Annotated in this window: 24 protein-coding genes and 1 pseudogene; 6 read left to right on the top strand and 19 right to left on the bottom strand. The window is 59.1% G+C overall.

Annotation, left to right across the window (positions count from 1 at the left end; all coding sequences use genetic code 11):
* The 18 genes and pseudogenes from IPJ76_17355 to IPJ76_17270 form a co-directional block, all read right to left on the bottom strand.
* Complete coding sequence (locus IPJ76_17355) at positions 1-435, bottom strand: SRPBCC domain-containing protein (GenBank protein ID QQR86330.1); 435 nt, start codon at positions 433-435, stop codon at positions 1-3.
* Positions 432-878, bottom strand: a complete 447-nt coding sequence (locus IPJ76_17350; protein ID QQR88501.1) for a DUF1801 domain-containing protein — start codon at positions 876-878, stop codon at positions 432-434. The genes IPJ76_17355 and IPJ76_17350 overlap by 4 nt, the downstream gene beginning before the upstream one ends.
* Positions 879-896: 18 nt before the next feature.
* A pseudogene (locus tag IPJ76_17345) lies at positions 897-1,169 on the bottom strand (hypothetical protein).
* Positions 1,170-1,179: 10 nt separating this feature from the next.
* Positions 1,180-1,590 carry a hypothetical protein gene (locus IPJ76_17340; protein ID QQR86329.1) on the bottom strand — a complete coding sequence of 137 codons (411 nt, stop codon included), beginning with the start codon at positions 1,588-1,590 and terminating at the stop codon, positions 1,180-1,182.
* Positions 1,591-1,633: 43 nt separating this feature from the next.
* The gene (locus IPJ76_17335; GenBank protein ID QQR86328.1) at positions 1,634-2,086 is read right to left on the bottom strand and encodes a VOC family protein; all 453 of its coding nucleotides are present in this window, start codon (positions 2,084-2,086) and stop codon (positions 1,634-1,636) included.
* Positions 2,087-2,089: 3 nt separating this feature from the next.
* The gene (locus IPJ76_17330; protein ID QQR86327.1) at positions 2,090-2,566 is read right to left on the bottom strand and encodes an SRPBCC domain-containing protein; all 477 of its coding nucleotides are present in this window, start codon (positions 2,564-2,566) and stop codon (positions 2,090-2,092) included.
* Between the two features lie 3 nt (positions 2,567-2,569).
* The gene (locus tag IPJ76_17325; GenBank protein ID QQR86326.1) at positions 2,570-2,962 is read right to left on the bottom strand and encodes a hypothetical protein; all 393 of its coding nucleotides are present in this window, start codon (positions 2,960-2,962) and stop codon (positions 2,570-2,572) included.
* Positions 2,959-3,771, bottom strand: coding sequence for a DNA alkylation repair protein (locus tag IPJ76_17320; protein QQR86325.1), 813 nt, complete (start codon positions 3,769-3,771; stop codon positions 2,959-2,961). Before IPJ76_17320 ends, IPJ76_17325 begins: the two co-directional genes overlap by 4 nt.
* 35 nt (positions 3,772-3,806) lie before the next feature.
* Positions 3,807-4,274 carry a GyrI-like domain-containing protein gene (locus IPJ76_17315; protein ID QQR86324.1) on the bottom strand — a complete coding sequence of 156 codons (468 nt, stop codon included), beginning with the start codon at positions 4,272-4,274 and terminating at the stop codon, positions 3,807-3,809.
* Positions 4,275-4,277: 3 nt separating this feature from the next.
* Entirely contained in the window at positions 4,278-4,667 is a 390-nt protein-coding gene (locus IPJ76_17310) for a DUF1801 domain-containing protein (GenBank protein QQR86323.1), read from the bottom strand.
* A 6-nt stretch (positions 4,668-4,673) separates the two neighbouring features.
* Entirely contained in the window at positions 4,674-5,150 is a 477-nt protein-coding gene (locus IPJ76_17305) for an SRPBCC family protein (protein ID QQR86322.1), read from the bottom strand.
* 28 nt (positions 5,151-5,178) lie between these two features.
* Complete coding sequence (locus IPJ76_17300; GenBank protein QQR86321.1) at positions 5,179-5,619, bottom strand: SRPBCC family protein; 441 nt, start codon at positions 5,617-5,619, stop codon at positions 5,179-5,181.
* A gap of 75 nt (positions 5,620-5,694) precedes the next feature.
* Positions 5,695-6,090 (bottom strand): NAD(+)--rifampin ADP-ribosyltransferase, encoded by a 396-nt coding sequence (arr, locus tag IPJ76_17295; protein QQR86320.1) that lies wholly within the window; start codon positions 6,088-6,090, stop codon positions 5,695-5,697.
* 14 nt (positions 6,091-6,104) lie between these two features.
* Positions 6,105-6,605 (bottom strand): SRPBCC domain-containing protein, encoded by a 501-nt coding sequence (locus IPJ76_17290; protein QQR86319.1) that lies wholly within the window; start codon positions 6,603-6,605, stop codon positions 6,105-6,107.
* Between the two features lie 91 nt (positions 6,606-6,696).
* Positions 6,697-7,239, bottom strand: coding sequence for an SRPBCC family protein (locus tag IPJ76_17285; protein QQR86318.1), 543 nt, complete (start codon positions 7,237-7,239; stop codon positions 6,697-6,699).
* A gap of 36 nt (positions 7,240-7,275) precedes the next feature.
* Positions 7,276-7,776 (bottom strand): SRPBCC domain-containing protein, encoded by a 501-nt coding sequence (locus IPJ76_17280; GenBank protein QQR86317.1) that lies wholly within the window; start codon positions 7,774-7,776, stop codon positions 7,276-7,278.
* A 3-nt stretch (positions 7,777-7,779) separates the two neighbouring features.
* Positions 7,780-8,226, bottom strand: coding sequence for an SRPBCC domain-containing protein (locus IPJ76_17275; GenBank protein QQR88500.1), 447 nt, complete (start codon positions 8,224-8,226; stop codon positions 7,780-7,782).
* A 22-nt stretch (positions 8,227-8,248) separates the two neighbouring features.
* Entirely contained in the window at positions 8,249-8,626 is a 378-nt protein-coding gene (locus tag IPJ76_17270; protein QQR86316.1) for a winged helix-turn-helix transcriptional regulator, read from the bottom strand.
* Between the two features lie 121 nt (positions 8,627-8,747).
* Here IPJ76_17270 and IPJ76_17265 point away from each other — a divergent pair, with 121 nt between their 5' ends.
* The 6 genes from IPJ76_17265 to IPJ76_17240 all read left to right on the top strand — a co-directional run bounded on the left by IPJ76_17265 (position 8,748) and on the right by IPJ76_17240 (position 13,617).
* Positions 8,748-9,419, top strand: coding sequence for a hypothetical protein (locus tag IPJ76_17265; protein QQR86315.1), 672 nt, complete (start codon positions 8,748-8,750; stop codon positions 9,417-9,419).
* Positions 9,420-9,447: 28 nt separating this feature from the next.
* On the top strand, positions 9,448-10,530 hold the full coding sequence (locus IPJ76_17260; protein ID QQR86314.1) for a glycoside hydrolase: 1,083 nt from the start codon (positions 9,448-9,450) through the stop codon (positions 10,528-10,530).
* Positions 10,531-10,553: 23 nt separating this feature from the next.
* Positions 10,554-11,102 carry a TIGR00730 family Rossman fold protein gene (locus tag IPJ76_17255; GenBank protein QQR86313.1) on the top strand — a complete coding sequence of 183 codons (549 nt, stop codon included), beginning with the start codon at positions 10,554-10,556 and terminating at the stop codon, positions 11,100-11,102.
* 95 nt (positions 11,103-11,197) lie between these two features.
* The gene (locus IPJ76_17250) at positions 11,198-11,920 is read left to right on the top strand and encodes a hypothetical protein (GenBank protein QQR86312.1); all 723 of its coding nucleotides are present in this window, start codon (positions 11,198-11,200) and stop codon (positions 11,918-11,920) included.
* 36 nt (positions 11,921-11,956) lie between these two features.
* The gene (locus IPJ76_17245; GenBank protein QQR86311.1) at positions 11,957-12,985 is read left to right on the top strand and encodes a hypothetical protein; all 1,029 of its coding nucleotides are present in this window, start codon (positions 11,957-11,959) and stop codon (positions 12,983-12,985) included.
* Between the two features lie 107 nt (positions 12,986-13,092).
* Positions 13,093-13,617: a hypothetical protein gene (locus IPJ76_17240; GenBank protein ID QQR86310.1), complete on the top strand. Its 525-nt coding sequence runs from the start codon at positions 13,093-13,095 to the stop codon at positions 13,615-13,617.
* Between the two features lie 73 nt (positions 13,618-13,690).
* Here the strand turns inward: IPJ76_17240 and IPJ76_17235 are convergent, their stop codons facing one another.
* Positions 13,691-14,503, bottom strand: coding sequence for a hypothetical protein (locus tag IPJ76_17235; protein ID QQR86309.1), 813 nt, complete (start codon positions 14,501-14,503; stop codon positions 13,691-13,693).
* Positions 14,504-14,544: the final 41 nt, after the last annotated feature.

Here is a 14,544-nt window from a genome sequence, read left to right as displayed (position 1 = left end):
TCATGACGCGCCCGTACAGAGTTCTTGTAGTTTGTCCATGTTCTCTTCGTTCGCCTTCTCAATGAAGGTCTTGATCGGCGCCAGTTCCTCCGCTGTATCGAAATGCATCGTCCAATCGATGCGTGTTCCTTCGGGCACTTCGACGAATGTCACCATGGCCTTGTAGAAGTGCATCTCCTTCAGGTGGTCGAATTCCAGGTAGGCCGGTGGTTCGATCCGTTTGAAGACGCAGGTATTGTTGAAGTCCATCGCTTTCGGCCCGTGCATGGTGAACTCCCAGATGCCCTCCGACTTCAATTCGAAGCGGTGGAAGGTGTTCGTGAAACCCTGCGGTCCCCACCAGCGTGCGAGTTGTTCGGGATCTGTCCAAGCCGCGAAGACGCGTTCGCGCGGCGCGTGGATCAGACGTGAGGTATATACTATCCGGTCCTTCATTTTTTCTTCAAGGCATTCTTGGCCGCCTTCTTCGCAGCGGTCTTCTTCGGCTTTACCGGCCAACGCACCTCGATCTCCGCCATCTTCATCTTCACGATGTCCTTCACCAACGCAGCGGGCAAGGGCTTCTCTGGTGTGAATTGGATCGTGCCCTTGCTCACGTGGAAGTCCTTCAGCCTGTCCTTGAAGCCGACGGGCACCGAGCCATAGAGCGCAACGTGGTTTTTCGCCGCACCGAGGTAGAGCATCGGATGATCGTTGTACTTGAACCCCGGCAAACCGTAACCGAAGTGCTCCGTGCACGCGGGTGCGGCCGCCAGGATCTGCTTGCGCAGTGCTTCCAAGGTCTTGCGCTGATCCGCCGGCAGTTGCTTCAGGTACTCGTCCGTGTTGGTGGGTTTCCCGCTGGTGCGGGACGAAGACGTCTTCGGTAGGTCGCGCATGGATCTCGCGTTCGTTGTGAACTGCAGTCCGGCGCCCTTCAAGGCCTTCCGAAGGATCGGCAGCGTGGATGGACCGAAGCCGTGCAAGGCGAGCAACTCCGGCTCACTGCGCTTGGCCAATTCGTCGAGCGTTTTGATGCCCGCACCCTCCAATGCTCTTCGGGCCGGCGCGACAAGAGCCGCCATCCAGCCGTCCGTTGGGGCACGTTCAGCCTCGCAATGCGGACAGGTCGGACAGTCACTGGTCTTCACGAAGATGTGACCGTTGGGGCAGGTGCGCTGCTTCTTCATTGTTCCAGGATCACGCTTGCAACGCGTTCGGATCGAACCAGAACACCTCCCAGATGTGACCATCGAGGTCGTTGAAGCTGCGGCCGTACATGAAGCCGTGGTCCTCGGTTGGGCGGGCTTCCGTTGCGCCTGCGGCGATCGCTTTGTCGAACATCATGTTCACCGCGTCCTTGCTATCGCAGGAAAGAGCGAGCAAGGTCTCTGTGGTCTTGTGCGCATCGGCGATGGTCTTGCCCTTCGGGACGAAGCGCTCCATGTGGCCGGTGGTGAGCAGCATGCAATAGATGGTATCGCTGATCACCAGACACGCCGCGTTCTCATCGGTGAACTGCGGGTTGAAGGTGTAGCCGAGCTTCTCGAAGAAGGTCTTGCTCTTGGCAAGGTCCTTCACGTGCATGTTGACGAAGATCTGTGTGGGCATGGGGGTGCTTGGTTGTTCGTTGATGGATGATGGTTGGTGGTTGTCAGTCTATTCCGATGTTCTCCGCCAATCCGATCAACAGCCCTTCCACCCCGCGGATATAGCAGAGCCGGTAGGTGTTCTCGTACTGCATGATCTCGCCGACGAGCTGCGCGCCGTGCTTGATCAGCCGCGCTACCATCTCATCGAGGTTCTCCACATTGAACATCACGCGCAGATAACCGAAGGCGTTCACGGGTGCGGTGCGATGGTCGCCGATGATCGCGGGTCTGTGGTACTGGCAAAGCTCCAATCGGCTGTGGCCATCGGGCGTCACCATCATGGCGATCTCCACCTTCTGATCGCCGAGACCGGTCACGCGTCCGGCCCATTCGCCCTCCACCAGGCCGCGTCCTTCCAGCTTCAGGCCGAGCACGGTGAAGAAGTCGACCGTATTGTCGAGCGACTCCACAACGATGCCGACGTTGTGCATGTACTTCAGTTTGGTGCTTGCCATGGTTCAGTGCGTTGGCTGTTCCTCGAATTCGTTGACGAAGGACGTCAGGCGATCCAGGCATTCGTTCCAACCGAAAGCATGCTCTTCGCAATGCGCCACCGTGGCGAACGTGGTCTGGTTCAAGGTGAGCACGGTGGAGGCGCCGCGTTGCTCCAGCGTGATCGCAACGACGGTATCACACCAGATGTCTCCATCATTGTCTTCGCGTAGCCAGGTGAAGACCAGTCGCGAGGGCGCGTCGATGTGCGTGTACTCGCCGCGTACCCAATGATCGCTGCCGTCCGGCGCGCGCATGCAGAAGCGGTACTTGCCGCCCACGCGGAAGTCTTGCTCGCAATGGGGCAGGGTGAAGTCGCTCGGTCCCCACCAACGCACCAGATGCTTGGGGTCACACCATGCTTGAAACACCAGTTCACGTGGTGCGTTCAGCGTGCGGGTGATCACAAGCGTACGAGCTTCATGATCGGTAAGGGTTTCCATGGTCTAGTGTTCTATGGTCAAAGGGTTCTTTGATCTCATGGCGCGCGACTCCAACCACGCCAATCCACCAACGAACAGTGTTTCCGCGAGGAGATGCACATGGCCAAGCAGGCTCAATCCATCGGTCTTGCTGAGGAGCAAGCCCAAGCAGAAGACCGCGTACAGCAGGTTCGCGATGATGAGCGTCCACACCGGAATGGGACGGTACGCTTTGAGCAAAGTGATGGTGGCGGAGAATGTGCCATAGCAGATCCCGATGATCCCGAGCCGCGCGAACCATTCCGCTGAAAGTCCCGAAAGCGGCCACCAGACCTCCCTCCCGAAGTACAGGACAAGTCCCGCCGTGAGGCCAGCGATGGCATCGATGCGGATCAAGGTGGGCAACGACCAGCTCATTGGCGAACGGCTTTGGACTTTGCTTTCGCTGAGGCGATCGAGCGTTTCGTATCGCGCTTCTCGGCCCGCTTCGCGATCATCGGGCGTTGGATATCGCGCAGCACATCCTTGCCCACCCAGCGCTCCGTGCTGTTCGTGCTAGTGGCCAGTTCCTCTGCAAGTGCGATCACGTCCTCGCGCATTCCGGTGCTCGTGTTGGCCATGCCGCGCAACGCCCAGCTCACGCCCTTCTTCACGAAGTTTCGTTCGTCGCTGGCGGCCTTTTTCACCATTGGAAGGAACTTGCGCAGCGCTTTCGGGTCGGCGTCGTTGCGGTGCAGGCTGAGGCAGGCCAGCAGTGCGAAGGCTGCACGTTTGATGAACTCCTTCTCACTCTTTGCCCAAACGGCCACCTTGTCCCAGGCGTGGGGCACTTGGTCCCACAGCTTGAAACAAGCCGTGTCGCAGATGGCCCAGTTGTCGAAGTCCTTGCACCAAGCATCCATCTCCTTCGGCGTTACCTGCATGGGGTCGGCGATCATCGTGGCCACCATGCGCGCCTCGTACCAGCCGGTCTTCCATAGCTGCTGTGCCATGTGGTGATCCTTCCCGATCGCCTTCGCCACCTGCTGCATGTCGCGCATCATCACGCCCCAGGCCTTGTCGGTGTGTATACCGAAGCGTTTGCTCATGTCCTCGTGCACGCGCTTGCTGCCCAGGCTTTCCAGCCACGCCAGCACGGACTTCACGTCGTTATCACCCCGGGCTGTCATCCCGGCCTTGAGCCGGGACGGGGTCGCGGCTATGGCTTTGCCTGTGGCCTTCTTCATGTACAGGTTGGTTCGGTCGACCCGGTGGGTCGACGCTACACTGCACCAATTATCCAATTCAGCTCCGTGCGGTAGTCCTTCGGGTCTGTCACCTCATCCGGGTTGTTCAGGTAGCTCTCCCAGAACTTGCCTGTTTCGCCGTGGCCATTCTCGCGCACCCATTTCTGCAATGCGGGCCACGCCTGCGCCAGACCTTCGTAAGGACCTTGATACACACTACGCACGACGCGTACCGCCGGCAGCTTGCTGTTGACCACGCGCCCTTCCGGCTTGATCGCCTTCGATACCGGGAAGCCGATCTCGAAGTCAAAGGTGTCGCTGGGGCGGCGGTGATGGTAACTGAACATCGGACCGGCCGGTTGCAGGCCTTGAGCAGAGAGCACCTTGATGATCTCCTGGATCGCGGGGTCCATGTACTTGGGCATGTCGCGGCCGGGGATCACGAGCGGGATCGCGGCGGTGATGACTTCTTGGGTGGTGATGACTTCGGGTGTGGTGATCATTGGTCAAATGAGTTGGATCCAGGCGCTGATGATGGTTTGCAGCGCCTTCTGTTTGGCTTTGATGTCGCTTGCGTCCTTGAAGATGACTTGCCCACGGTCGTTGCCGAGCCACTTGATGAGGCCCTCGGGATCGGGGATGCGGTCCTTCAGCACGATGCCTTTCGCCTTGGCGCCAGCGTGCAGGATCAACATCGGCTCCTTCAACTGCTTCGGCCCGTTCAGCGTGGCGAACCAATCTGCGGTCTTGAAGCTCGCCGCATTCCACTTTACGCCTTCTTCGATCGACTTGTCAGCGCCGAGGATGATGGTGCGCAACTGATCGATCTCCTTGCGCAGGGGATGCTGGTTGGCATCGAGCAAGGCGTGTACGGCGGGGTCGAAGCGGGTAACCATCGTCGGTCAGCGTTGCGAAGCGAGGTAATTGTCCAGGTGATCGTAGCTCGCATCCAAGCCGGTTGACATTGGTCCGGCCAGCACGCCATCCCGCGCCTTGGTCGACTCGTATTCGACGATGAGGGACATTAACGTGACGCCGTTCTCTTCGGTCAGGGTCAACGTATTCGTGGCTTCGCCCTCGTACCAGGCATCATCGAATTTCTCGGTGGTCACCATGCGCTCAGGCGGCGATAGCTCGATGATCTGTCCACCCATGCCCATCTCGCGGCCATCGGCGTTGGTCCAAGCCCAGCGATAACTGCCACCAGCACGTTGGTCCATCGCGCACGTCGACATCGTCCAGCCCGGAGGACCGTGCAGCCAGTGCTTCACCATGTCCGGCTTGCTCATGGCATCAAAGACCAGCTTGCGCGGGGCATTGAATCTTCGCGTGATCAGAATGGCACGTTCGCCGTGCGGCGCGACGTTCACTTTGCTCATGGTATCGTGTGTTGCGAATGCCACTGACTTACCCCTGTGCTTCAGCGTGCGCCTTGAAGCGGTCTAGGATGGCCTGCCAGCCGGTGCGCTGCATCTCCACCGGGTTCTGCGTCTCGACGTCGAACGACTCCACCACGCGGGTGCCGCCGTTCTCGGAAGTGAAGAGGATCTCGCAGGTGCGGCCGTCGCCCATGGTGTAGGCGATGCGTGCTTGTCCCGGCCTTGAGCCGGGATCTTGCACATCATCGTACACGCCTTCGAAGTCGAAGCTGAAGCTACCGTCGCGCGCCGCCATAGTGCTGGAGAACTTGCCACCGGTCTTTAGGTCATTGGTGGCTTTGGGGCAGTGCCAGTCATCGCTGGCGGCGCACCATTGCGTGATGTGCTTGGGATCGGACCAGTAGTTCCATACGTCGGCCACTGGCTTGTTGATGTGTGCAGAGACGGTGATGCGGGTGAGGGTACTCATTGGGTCGGGTTGTTGGGGTCCGACAGGCTTCTAGCCTGTCGAGTTGATGTCGTTGAATTGCGCGTCTTTCCGGTCTTAGTCGATCGCTTCGATGCCTTGCTGTCGCAGGCGTTCAATGTTGTCTTTCATGGCTTGGAGCACTTCCGGCGCGTGACCGGTCCACTCCTTCACTTCACCCACCACGCTTAAGGCTTCCTTGGTGCGGTACGACCTGGTGGGATTTCCGGGGAACTTCTTGTCCGTCAGGTTCGGATCGTCCTCGTAGGTACCCATTGGTTCCACGATGTAGATCCTTCCGCGCCCATCACCGGCGGCGAGTTCCGCGCCCCAGATCGCGGCATCCATCGTCGCGCTGAAGTACACGTGGTTCGCCTTCTTGCGCTGACCATAGTTGGAACTGTAGCCTGGTGCGAGAACATCGCCCGGCTGTAGCTCGGCTTTTGTGCCGTGATAGAAGGGGCCCTGGTCCATGTGCTCCGTGTTGTTCACTTGCCCGACGAAAGCAGTTCATCCAGCTGATCAAGACCCATCGTGAAGCCCTCCTTGAAGCCCATCGACACGATCTGCTCAAGCTCTTCCGGCGTTCCGAAGTGGAGGACGACTTTCACCACGGTGCGTTCACCCTCTTGGTTGAAGTTCGCTACCCAACTCACTTTCGGCTTCGTGTTGCTTGCCACGCCGTTCTCATCGCAGAAGGCATCGCTGCCGGAATAGAACGACTTCGGTCGGATGGTTTCATAGTCGAAGAAGCACCAATGCCGGTCGCCTTGCGGGCCCTGCATGTAGTAGAGCCAGCGGCCACCCTCGCGGAAGTCGAGCGACTTGATCACGCACTCGTAGGGCTTCGGCGCCCACCACTTGCAGAGGATGTCGGCCTGGGTCCACGCGGCCCACACGGGATCCAGCGGTGCGTTGAAGGAGCGTTCCACGGTGATCGCACATGCTTCCTTCTGCACGTCGAAGTTGAAGATGGCTGACTTGATCATGGGGTTGAGTTGTTGAATGGATTTCAAGGGTCGTTCAGTGAGGGATGTCCATGGCGCTTTCGGTCGCTTGAAGTCGTGCGCTCTCCAGTAGCTAGGGCTTCCGCACGCTCAGGTCCGCGAACGCCTTGTTCATGCGCTCGAAGCCTTTCTCGTATTGACCGCCGATCATTTTGTCCATGCTGGTGAACAAGCACATGATCTTGCTGAAGAAATTGTGCTCGCCGGTCATGCTCCACGTGAGCTTCGTGCCATTTCCATCAGGAGCGATCTTGAAAGCGGTCTTCGACTTGCTTTCCATGGGTGTGAGCGTGTGCTGGTCCATGATCACTTCCTCATTGGGCTTAACCTCCGCGATCGTCATGCTTCCGGTACCGATCGTCTTGCTCTCCCAGGTGTATTTTGCCCCTACGCCGCTCGCCGGGCCCTCGTAGGTGAAAGCCGCACTGCTGTCCTGTTCGATGCACGGATCGAATTTCACCCAGTTGTGGAAGTCGATGATCTGCGCGTACACCATAGAAGGAGGTGCGGCTATGGTGCCTGTGCGTGCCACGGTGTAGGTATTCGGTTGGAAGCGTGAGACGACAATGATGACGATGACGACGACGGCAAGGCCAATGAGGATCTTGATGAGCATGGTGCGGGGCGCTGTTGATGGGTTCGATGTTGTTGTTCAATTGTTGTAAGAGGACAGCACTTCCTCCAACTGGTCCAATCCCATGCTGAAGCCCTCCTTGAAGCCCATTTCGATCATTCGTTCCATGCGCTCGAGCGAATCGTTGTGGATAACGATGCTTACGATCGTTCTGCCATTCTCTGCACTGAAGTTCAGGTCCCAGTTGGAGCCTGGCAACTGCAGGTTCTCATCCTTGTCCGCGAATGCGCTCAAGTACTTGAAATTGCTCTTCGGCGTGATCGAGGTGTACTGCTGCACTTGCCAGCCGGCTTCTTGGCCATCCGGGCCCACCATCACATAGAACCTGCTGCCTCCGACCTTGAAGGTCATGTGCTTTGTTCTTGAAGCAAATGGCTTGGGCGCCCACCACCGATCCAGGATCTCGGCCTTGGTGAAGGCATCCCATACGAGGTCTCTTGGTGCTTCGAAGGACCGCTCAATGGTGACGGTGCGATCGTCTTTCGAGACGATGAAGTTGAAGAGGGTTGGCTGGGTCATTGATCAAAGTGGTTGGGGCGCATCATGATGCGCCCGTACATATTCGTCCAAGCGGGCCAGCGTTTGCTTCCCGCCTTCGATGGCGCCGTGCTTCTCGATCACGAAGTCGCGTGCTTCCTTCGTTGGGAAGATGGTGTGCAGGATGATCAATGTTCCTTCCTCAGTATCCGTGAAGGTGAGCGAGCCCAAGAACATCTTCGGATTCTCCCAGTCGCCGTGGTCGTATGCGAGGCGATCGATGGGCGTGACTTCCGTGTAGGTGATCAGGTTCGGGAAGACGGTTCCATCGGCCGCAGTCATCGTGTACTTCCATTGGCCGCCTACGCGCAGGTCATGGGCGAGGGTCTTGTTGGTGAACCCGTTGGGTCCCCACCAGCGGTCGATGTGCTCGGGCTGCGTGCAGACTCTCCACACCAGCGCACGCGGAGCCTTCACCGTGCGCGTGATCACGATCTCGCGGTCGCCCACCAGCTTACTTGTTGCCTCCATTCTTCTTCCGTTTGGGTGCCGCTTTCACTGGTGCCGGTTTCTCCAGCGCTTGCAGTTCCTTCAGATATTCATCCAGCCGATCGAAGCGCTCTTCCCAGAACTGGCGGTACTGCTCCATCCAGTCGGTGGCCTCTTTCAACGGAGCGGCCTTGATCTCGCACGGCCGCCATTGCGCCTCCTTCCCCCGGGCGATCAACTGCGCGCGCTCCAGCACTTTCAGGTGCTTGCTCACCGCAGGCAGGCTCATGCTGAAGGGTGCGGCGAGGTCGTTCACCGAGGCCGGGCCGCTGGAAAGCCGCGCCAGGATGGCCCTGCGTGTGGGGTCGGCCAGTGCGGAGAAGGTGAGCGAGAGGCGGTCCATGGCGTCGTTGACGGGACAAACGTATTAAACCAATCGGTTAAATACAAATGCGCCGAAGATTTTTCTTGTTGGGTAGGGGTAAACCGGGTGACTCCTGTCTTCCGGGTACAACACGACAACGATGAACATCAAACACGTTCTGGCGATCGGTTTCGCCATTTCCACCACACTATCCAACTCCCTCATGGCCCAAGAGGCCCCCGCTGAGCCACGCACGCTTTTCGGTTCAAATTCTGAACGTCGCAATGGTGGCTGGGGAGGACCCGCAGTGGCCCTCACTGAGGTGATGGGCAAGCCCGCCTTGCTCACAGGTCTGAAGGCCGGTTGGATCATTGACCACCGTTTCACCTTGGGCATCGGCGGTTATGGAATGGTGACCGATGTGCCGAACAAGGGCTACGACGCATACCTGGTAGACAACGGCGAAGAAGTCCGACGCACCAGCCAGTTCCGAATGGGCTACGGCGGGCTGTTACTTGAACCGGTCATTGCTTACAAGAGCCCTGTGCATGTCACCCTGCCCATCTTGATCGGAGCTGGCGGTTGCGCTTACGAAACCTCCACCCACTGGGAGGTAGGCGATTCCACGCACTATGACGATCGGCGCGACCAAGGCCAAGCGTTTTTCCTTCTGGAGCCCGGCGTTGAACTGGAACTGAGCTTGGTGCGTATCCTCCGTGTCGGGATAGGAGCTTCATATCGGTACACCTCCGACATTGATCTGCCCGCCACTCCGGTGGATGCGCTGCGCGGGTTCAACACCTCCTTCACCATCAAGGTAGGCCGCTTCTGAACCTCGAGCGTGCGGCTACCTTGCCGCCATGCGTCCATCGTGGCTCGTTCTTCTTTTCCTTGGCATTGGTCACATCACCTTCGCGCAACAGCCCGCCTTGATCGGTTACTACGCCGGCGACGGCAAGGACTTGCCCGCCCGCGACCTGTCTTCGCTCACGCATTTGATCCACTGCTTCCAGCACCTGAACGGCGATACGCTGGCCTGGATGGACAAGAAGCAGGAGAAGGTGCTGCGCGAACTCACTGGGCGGAAGCGTACCCAGCCGGACCTGAAGGTGCTTGTGTCGCTGGGCGGATGGGGTGGTTGTGAAAGCTGTTCACAAGCGTTCGCAAAGCCCGAAGCCCGTGCGCGGTTCGCCAAGGATGTGTTGGCCCTCTTGAAGCGGACCTGGACCGATGGCATCGATCTCGATTGGGAATACCCGGCCGTGCAAGGACCACCGGGCCATGCTTTCAGCGACGCCGACCGACGCAACTTCACCCTGCTCGTGCGTGAGCTGCGGAAGGCGTTCGGCGATCGCTACGAGATCAGTTTCGCCGCCGGTGGAACGGATGATTGCCTGCTCAAGGGTTTCGAATGGGACAGCATCATGCCCCTGGTGGACCGGGTGCACATCATGAGCTACGACCTTGTCCATGGCTACAGCACGACGACTGGGCATCACACACCATTGTATTCAAGCCGGCAGCAATCGCTCAGCGCCGACCGCGCGGTCCGGCTGCTGGATTCGTTGCACGTGCCCTTGGGCAAGGTGGTCATCGGCGCGGCATTCTACGCGCGTGTTTTCAAGGACGTACCGGGCAAGAACGACGGATTGTACCAGCCCGGACGTTTCAGCCACACCATATCGTGCAGCGCGGTGGATACAACGTTCACCGGCCCGAAGGGTTGGAGAACGATGCGAGAACAGGAAAGCTCGGCGGCGTATGCGTACAACGCCGAGCTGCGGCAGTTCGCCACTTATGACGATGCGATAAGTGTTGCCGACAAGTCGCGGTATGTGTTGGACAGAAAGCTCGGAGGTATCATGTTCTGGCAGTTGTGGGACGATCGCCGGGAGAACGGGCTCATGCGCGTCATGCACAAGGTGCTCCGTGGTTTGCGATAGGCACCACTGCTACTTTCACCCCCATGCGCATTTCGGTCTTCTGCGGTGCCGGTCTCGGCAATTCATCGTCCATTCAGGCAGCAGCAACCCAGGTAGGCCGCGCCATTGCCGAGCGGGGCATGGGCGTGGTGTACGGTGGCGGTCACGTGGGGCTCATGGGTTTGGTGGCGGATGCCGCGTTGGCTGCAGGCGGTGAAGTCATCGGTGTCATACCGGGTTTCATGGTGGAAAAGGAACTCGCGCACGACCGCGTTTCGCAGCTCATCGTAGTGAAGGACATGCACGAACGGAAGATGCGCATGCACGAGCTCAGCGATGCCGTGATCGCCCTGCCAGGAGGCTTCGGTACCTTGGATGAATTGTTCGAACTGCTAACGTGGCGGCAGATCGGCCTGCATACCAAGCCCATAGGTCTGCTCAATGTGGACGGGTTCTACGATCCGCTGATCGCCCAGGCCGACCGCATGGACGCGCTTGGCTTTCTCCATTCCCAACGTGGTTTGTTGCAGGCCGAGGGCGACATCCACCGGTTGTTGGATCGTTTGATCGATCAACGACCGCTGGCACAATAGCCCTGGTGCTGGGCGGTCGGGTCCTTTGAGATTCGGTCCCGGTTGGAACCCTTGGCCGCCCTGAGCGTTCAAGGCCCCCCGCTCAAGCCTCACCGATGAATAGCTTCCTCAGTATGTGCGCCGCCTTGTCTTGCTCGGTAGCCAGTGCGCAAACATTGAACTACACATGGCCCAACCAGCCATGCGCAACCGTGCTCAACTGCGACAGTGGATGCACGGCTTGTGCGCTGCCCACCGGGGGCACGGCGGTGCTCATGGGCATTGCGCCCAGTTGGCTTGGTGTGGATGCCTGCCCGCATCCGGTGGCGGTGGCGGACAACGCCGTGGCCACGTACAACTGGCCTGGCACGCTCGATCCTGCCCATCAGGTGATGTTGTCCGGACTAGCGTTCTCAGGGCTCAGCATCGACAGTGTCATCATCAGGCACACCGCCGCACCGGATGGCCCATCCCGTGTTCATGTGCGCTTTGGTGCCAATACCACAATGCCGACTACGGTGGTCTGCGATGTGCCTGCCCAACAATCAACGGTGGAAACCATCATGACCGATCTTGGCGTCGTGCAGGCGGAGGAGGGCAGTCCTTACGGGTTCTTCCAGCTCATCCTTCAAGCGTACGACGGTGGACTTGGAGCATGGGCCATTGATGACATACGCATAGTTACCAGCCCAGCTACCGCGACTTCAGTTGCTGAGGTTGCACCGCTCAGCCAAAGGAACGTTTCAGCTTCGCAGGTCGATCTGTTGGGCAGGGCCATCCTACGGTCAGCTTCACCGATGATCACGACGGCTGGCCGACGGGTTGTGGTCCTCCAGTAGGGCGGCAAGGGCCGATCGTCATCTTTGACCGGCCGTATGGAGCTGAACCATATCCACCAACGCAAGCCGATCTATCCGATCAGCAAGCGGCTTTCCGGTTTCCTGCACACCATCGATCGCGCCGACAAGTCACCGGTGGCCTATGCGGACCTTTTGCGGCACGATGGCCTCATGGCCCAGCACGATGTGCAAGGCCGCGAGACCTTGTGGACCACCGTGATGTTGCGCCCGGCGGAAATGGAGGACGTCCATGAACGTTTGGTGCAGCTCTACCAGATGGTGGTGGCCGATGGGCGGCGCGTGGACCATTTGCGGGTGGCCAGCATTGATTTCTGTGCTTACGGCAATAGCCAACCGTTCCGCATCAAGATCCTCAACCAGATCAACGACAACCACGACTACTACTACATCAAGAAGGCCGACGCGAGCCGCGTTTACGGACTGGAGCTGGAGCACCTGCTCAGTCCCAACCGCATCAATTACCTCGTGGACGGCGATACGCTGGTGGAGGAGCACATCATCGGCGTGCCCGGCGATGATTTCATCCGCGACCCCAAGCACTATGGCGGCAACCTCAACCCGGTGCGCCTCAGCAAGGAATTCGTGAAGTTCAACGAGCGTTGTTTCGCCCGGCTGCTGGGCGACATGCGTGCCTACAACTTCGTGGTGGACGTCATCCAGGACTTCGACCAGGTGCAGTACCGCCTGCGCAGCATCGACTTCGACCAGCAGTGCTACGAGGGGCGCCATCGCATCTACCTGCCACAGTTCTACAAAGAGAACCTTCCTTACGTGCAGTTCGCGCAGCAGCACATCGGCAGCGAGAGCACCGATCAGTACGGCAACGAGGAGCGGGCGTTGTTGCGCAAGCGCTATCGGCTCTCCCAAGGCCAGCTGGATGAGCTTTTCCGCGTGATGCGGGAGGACGAGATCAGCCCACCGGACCACGTCAGGCAATTGGCGGGTGAACTGGCCGAACTGCACGGCGCTCCTGCATTGGCCACATGCACAAGCATGGGAGCCGTGTTGGAGCAGCACTTGAAGCTGCGCTTGGGTTTGGAGTGAACACTGTTCACAAGGAGCTGTTCGTTAGTTCTGTGGATCGCGGTTGATCCCGCTTGATCGATCGATCATGAGATCCTACGTTTGCCGCCCACGAAAAACTGAAGACCATGCAACGGCTTACCACGTTCGGCATGATCGTCGGGGCGGTGCTGGCGGTCAACACGACCAAGGCCAGCTGCCTGAAGATCGAAGGTGTTGTGCGCGATCACGCCACGGGCGAACCCGTTGACGGTGCCGTGGCGCGCTTGTACAAGAACGGCGTGAAAGTGGATGCCGAAATGACGACAGGTCGCGGTAAGTTCATGTTCGAACTGGAGAACAACGCCCAGTACATCGTGCGCGTTGGAATGGAAGGGCATGTGACGAAGTGCTTCGAGATCCTCACGTTCGGGCCGGAGTGGGAGGGACGCTCCGTGAAATGCAATCTGGACGTGGAGATGACCTTGATGCCGCGAGTGGAAGGGACCGACCTCACCTTCTTCGATATGCCGTTGGGACTTGCGCGGTTCGAGCCGCTAACAGGTAGCATTGTTTGGAACAAGGCGTACGAACAAGGGATATTGCCACAATGGGCAGCGGTGATGCAGCGCTATGATGCCCAGCGTTCGGTGTTGGTGGCCGATACACGTTAGGGTCGGTCCCGTACGAACAGGAAGCCCCGCCGGATCGCTCCAGCGGGGCTTTGTCATCGGTGGCAATGGGCGTTTACCTGAAGAAGCGCACAGTGTGCACGCTACCGTTCAACCACAACCGTCCGATGTATGTCCCATGTCCCAGTTCCCGACCGAAGTGCCGAACGGTCCTTCCCTGCGGAAGGGAACCCAGCGCGATGCTGGACACAGAACGCCCAGAAGCATCCATGACCTCCAGCCAGGCATCGCCGCCTTGTGACAGATCCGTGATGAGCAGCGGTCCATCACCGTCAGTTGCGATGGCAACACCCTCCACCACCCTTGGCTCCACGATACCGACTGCATCCACTATCTCGACCGTGTAGTCCTCCAGCTCGCCGTGGTAGCCCAGGGGATCGGCAGGCAAGTCACAAGGCGTTGGAAGGCTGTGGCCGGTGTGTGAGCACATCTTGGCGGTTACGCGCAACCGTGTATCCCCAGTGAGCGCGTTCATCGGTACGGTGATGGCCCCGGTGTAGGTAGGGCCCGATTGTTCGTTCACCGAAAGCAAGGTTTCGCCGACGTCATCCAACTGGCCATCGTGGTTAAGGTCCACCCAAACGCGTAGGTTCATGTGGGACCCCGGGAAGATCACATCGTCGATCGTGAAGCCCACGGTCACAGCGTACGTCTCGCCTTTATCGAGCGTGGTCGTAAGCCCACTGTTCACGTAGCTGTTGTTCGGATAATTCTCGATGTCGGTGCTGGCCCTGCTGATGGTGTTTAGTGTGAACTGGGTAACTCCCGGCATAGTGGTGCCATACGGTGTAGCCGTGGTGGGCACGCACCATTGCGCGGCGAGGCCATGTGAGAGCAGGACTGCAGGCAGGAGGAGTAGTGTTTTCATGTCCCTTGGTTTTGTGCCAAGAGACCACTGCTTCAGGGTAT

This window comes from Flavobacteriales bacterium, from assembly GCA_016699575.1.
Lineage (GTDB): Bacteria > Bacteroidota > Bacteroidia > Flavobacteriales_F > PHOS-HE28 > PHOS-HE28.
This window is presented reverse-complemented; position numbering and strand designations above follow the sequence as displayed.

Excerpts from the sequence above, each read along its gene's own strand:
- IPJ76_17355 (QQR86330.1), bottom strand. The coding sequence starts at position 435 with ATGAAGGACCGGATAGTATATACCTCACGTCTGATCCACGCGCCGCGC.
- IPJ76_17350 (QQR88501.1), bottom strand. The coding sequence starts at position 878 with ATGCGCGACCTACCGAAGACGTCTTCGTCCCGCACCAGCGGGAAACCC.
- IPJ76_17340 (QQR86329.1), bottom strand. The coding sequence starts at position 1,590 with ATGCCCACACAGATCTTCGTCAACATGCACGTGAAGGACCTTGCCAAG.
- IPJ76_17335 (QQR86328.1), bottom strand. The coding sequence starts at position 2,086 with ATGGCAAGCACCAAACTGAAGTACATGCACAACGTCGGCATCGTTGTG.
- IPJ76_17330 (QQR86327.1), bottom strand. The coding sequence starts at position 2,566 with ATGGAAACCCTTACCGATCATGAAGCTCGTACGCTTGTGATCACCCGC.
- IPJ76_17325 (QQR86326.1), bottom strand. The coding sequence starts at position 2,962 with ATGAGCTGGTCGTTGCCCACCTTGATCCGCATCGATGCCATCGCTGGC.
- IPJ76_17320 (QQR86325.1), bottom strand. The coding sequence starts at position 3,771 with ATGAAGAAGGCCACAGGCAAAGCCATAGCCGCGACCCCGTCCCGGCTC.
- IPJ76_17315 (QQR86324.1), bottom strand. The coding sequence starts at position 4,274 with ATGATCACCACACCCGAAGTCATCACCACCCAAGAAGTCATCACCGCC.
- IPJ76_17310 (QQR86323.1), bottom strand. The coding sequence starts at position 4,667 with ATGGTTACCCGCTTCGACCCCGCCGTACACGCCTTGCTCGATGCCAAC.
- IPJ76_17305 (QQR86322.1), bottom strand. The coding sequence starts at position 5,150 with ATGAGCAAAGTGAACGTCGCGCCGCACGGCGAACGTGCCATTCTGATC.
- IPJ76_17300 (QQR86321.1), bottom strand. The coding sequence starts at position 5,619 with ATGAGTACCCTCACCCGCATCACCGTCTCTGCACACATCAACAAGCCA.
- arr (QQR86320.1), bottom strand. The coding sequence starts at position 6,090 with ATGGACCAGGGCCCCTTCTATCACGGCACAAAAGCCGAGCTACAGCCG.
- IPJ76_17290 (QQR86319.1), bottom strand. The coding sequence starts at position 6,605 with ATGATCAAGTCAGCCATCTTCAACTTCGACGTGCAGAAGGAAGCATGT.
- IPJ76_17285 (QQR86318.1), bottom strand. The coding sequence starts at position 7,239 with ATGCTCATCAAGATCCTCATTGGCCTTGCCGTCGTCGTCATCGTCATC.
- IPJ76_17280 (QQR86317.1), bottom strand. The coding sequence starts at position 7,776 with ATGACCCAGCCAACCCTCTTCAACTTCATCGTCTCGAAAGACGATCGC.
- IPJ76_17270 (QQR86316.1), bottom strand. The coding sequence starts at position 8,626 with ATGGACCGCCTCTCGCTCACCTTCTCCGCACTGGCCGACCCCACACGC.
- IPJ76_17265 (QQR86315.1), top strand. The coding sequence starts at position 8,748 with ATGAACATCAAACACGTTCTGGCGATCGGTTTCGCCATTTCCACCACA.
- IPJ76_17260 (QQR86314.1), top strand. The coding sequence starts at position 9,448 with ATGCGTCCATCGTGGCTCGTTCTTCTTTTCCTTGGCATTGGTCACATC.
- IPJ76_17255 (QQR86313.1), top strand. The coding sequence starts at position 10,554 with ATGCGCATTTCGGTCTTCTGCGGTGCCGGTCTCGGCAATTCATCGTCC.
- IPJ76_17250 (QQR86312.1), top strand. The coding sequence starts at position 11,198 with ATGAATAGCTTCCTCAGTATGTGCGCCGCCTTGTCTTGCTCGGTAGCC.
- IPJ76_17245 (QQR86311.1), top strand. The coding sequence starts at position 11,957 with ATGGAGCTGAACCATATCCACCAACGCAAGCCGATCTATCCGATCAGC.
- IPJ76_17240 (QQR86310.1), top strand. The coding sequence starts at position 13,093 with ATGCAACGGCTTACCACGTTCGGCATGATCGTCGGGGCGGTGCTGGCG.
- IPJ76_17235 (QQR86309.1), bottom strand. The coding sequence starts at position 14,503 with ATGAAAACACTACTCCTCCTGCCTGCAGTCCTGCTCTCACATGGCCTC.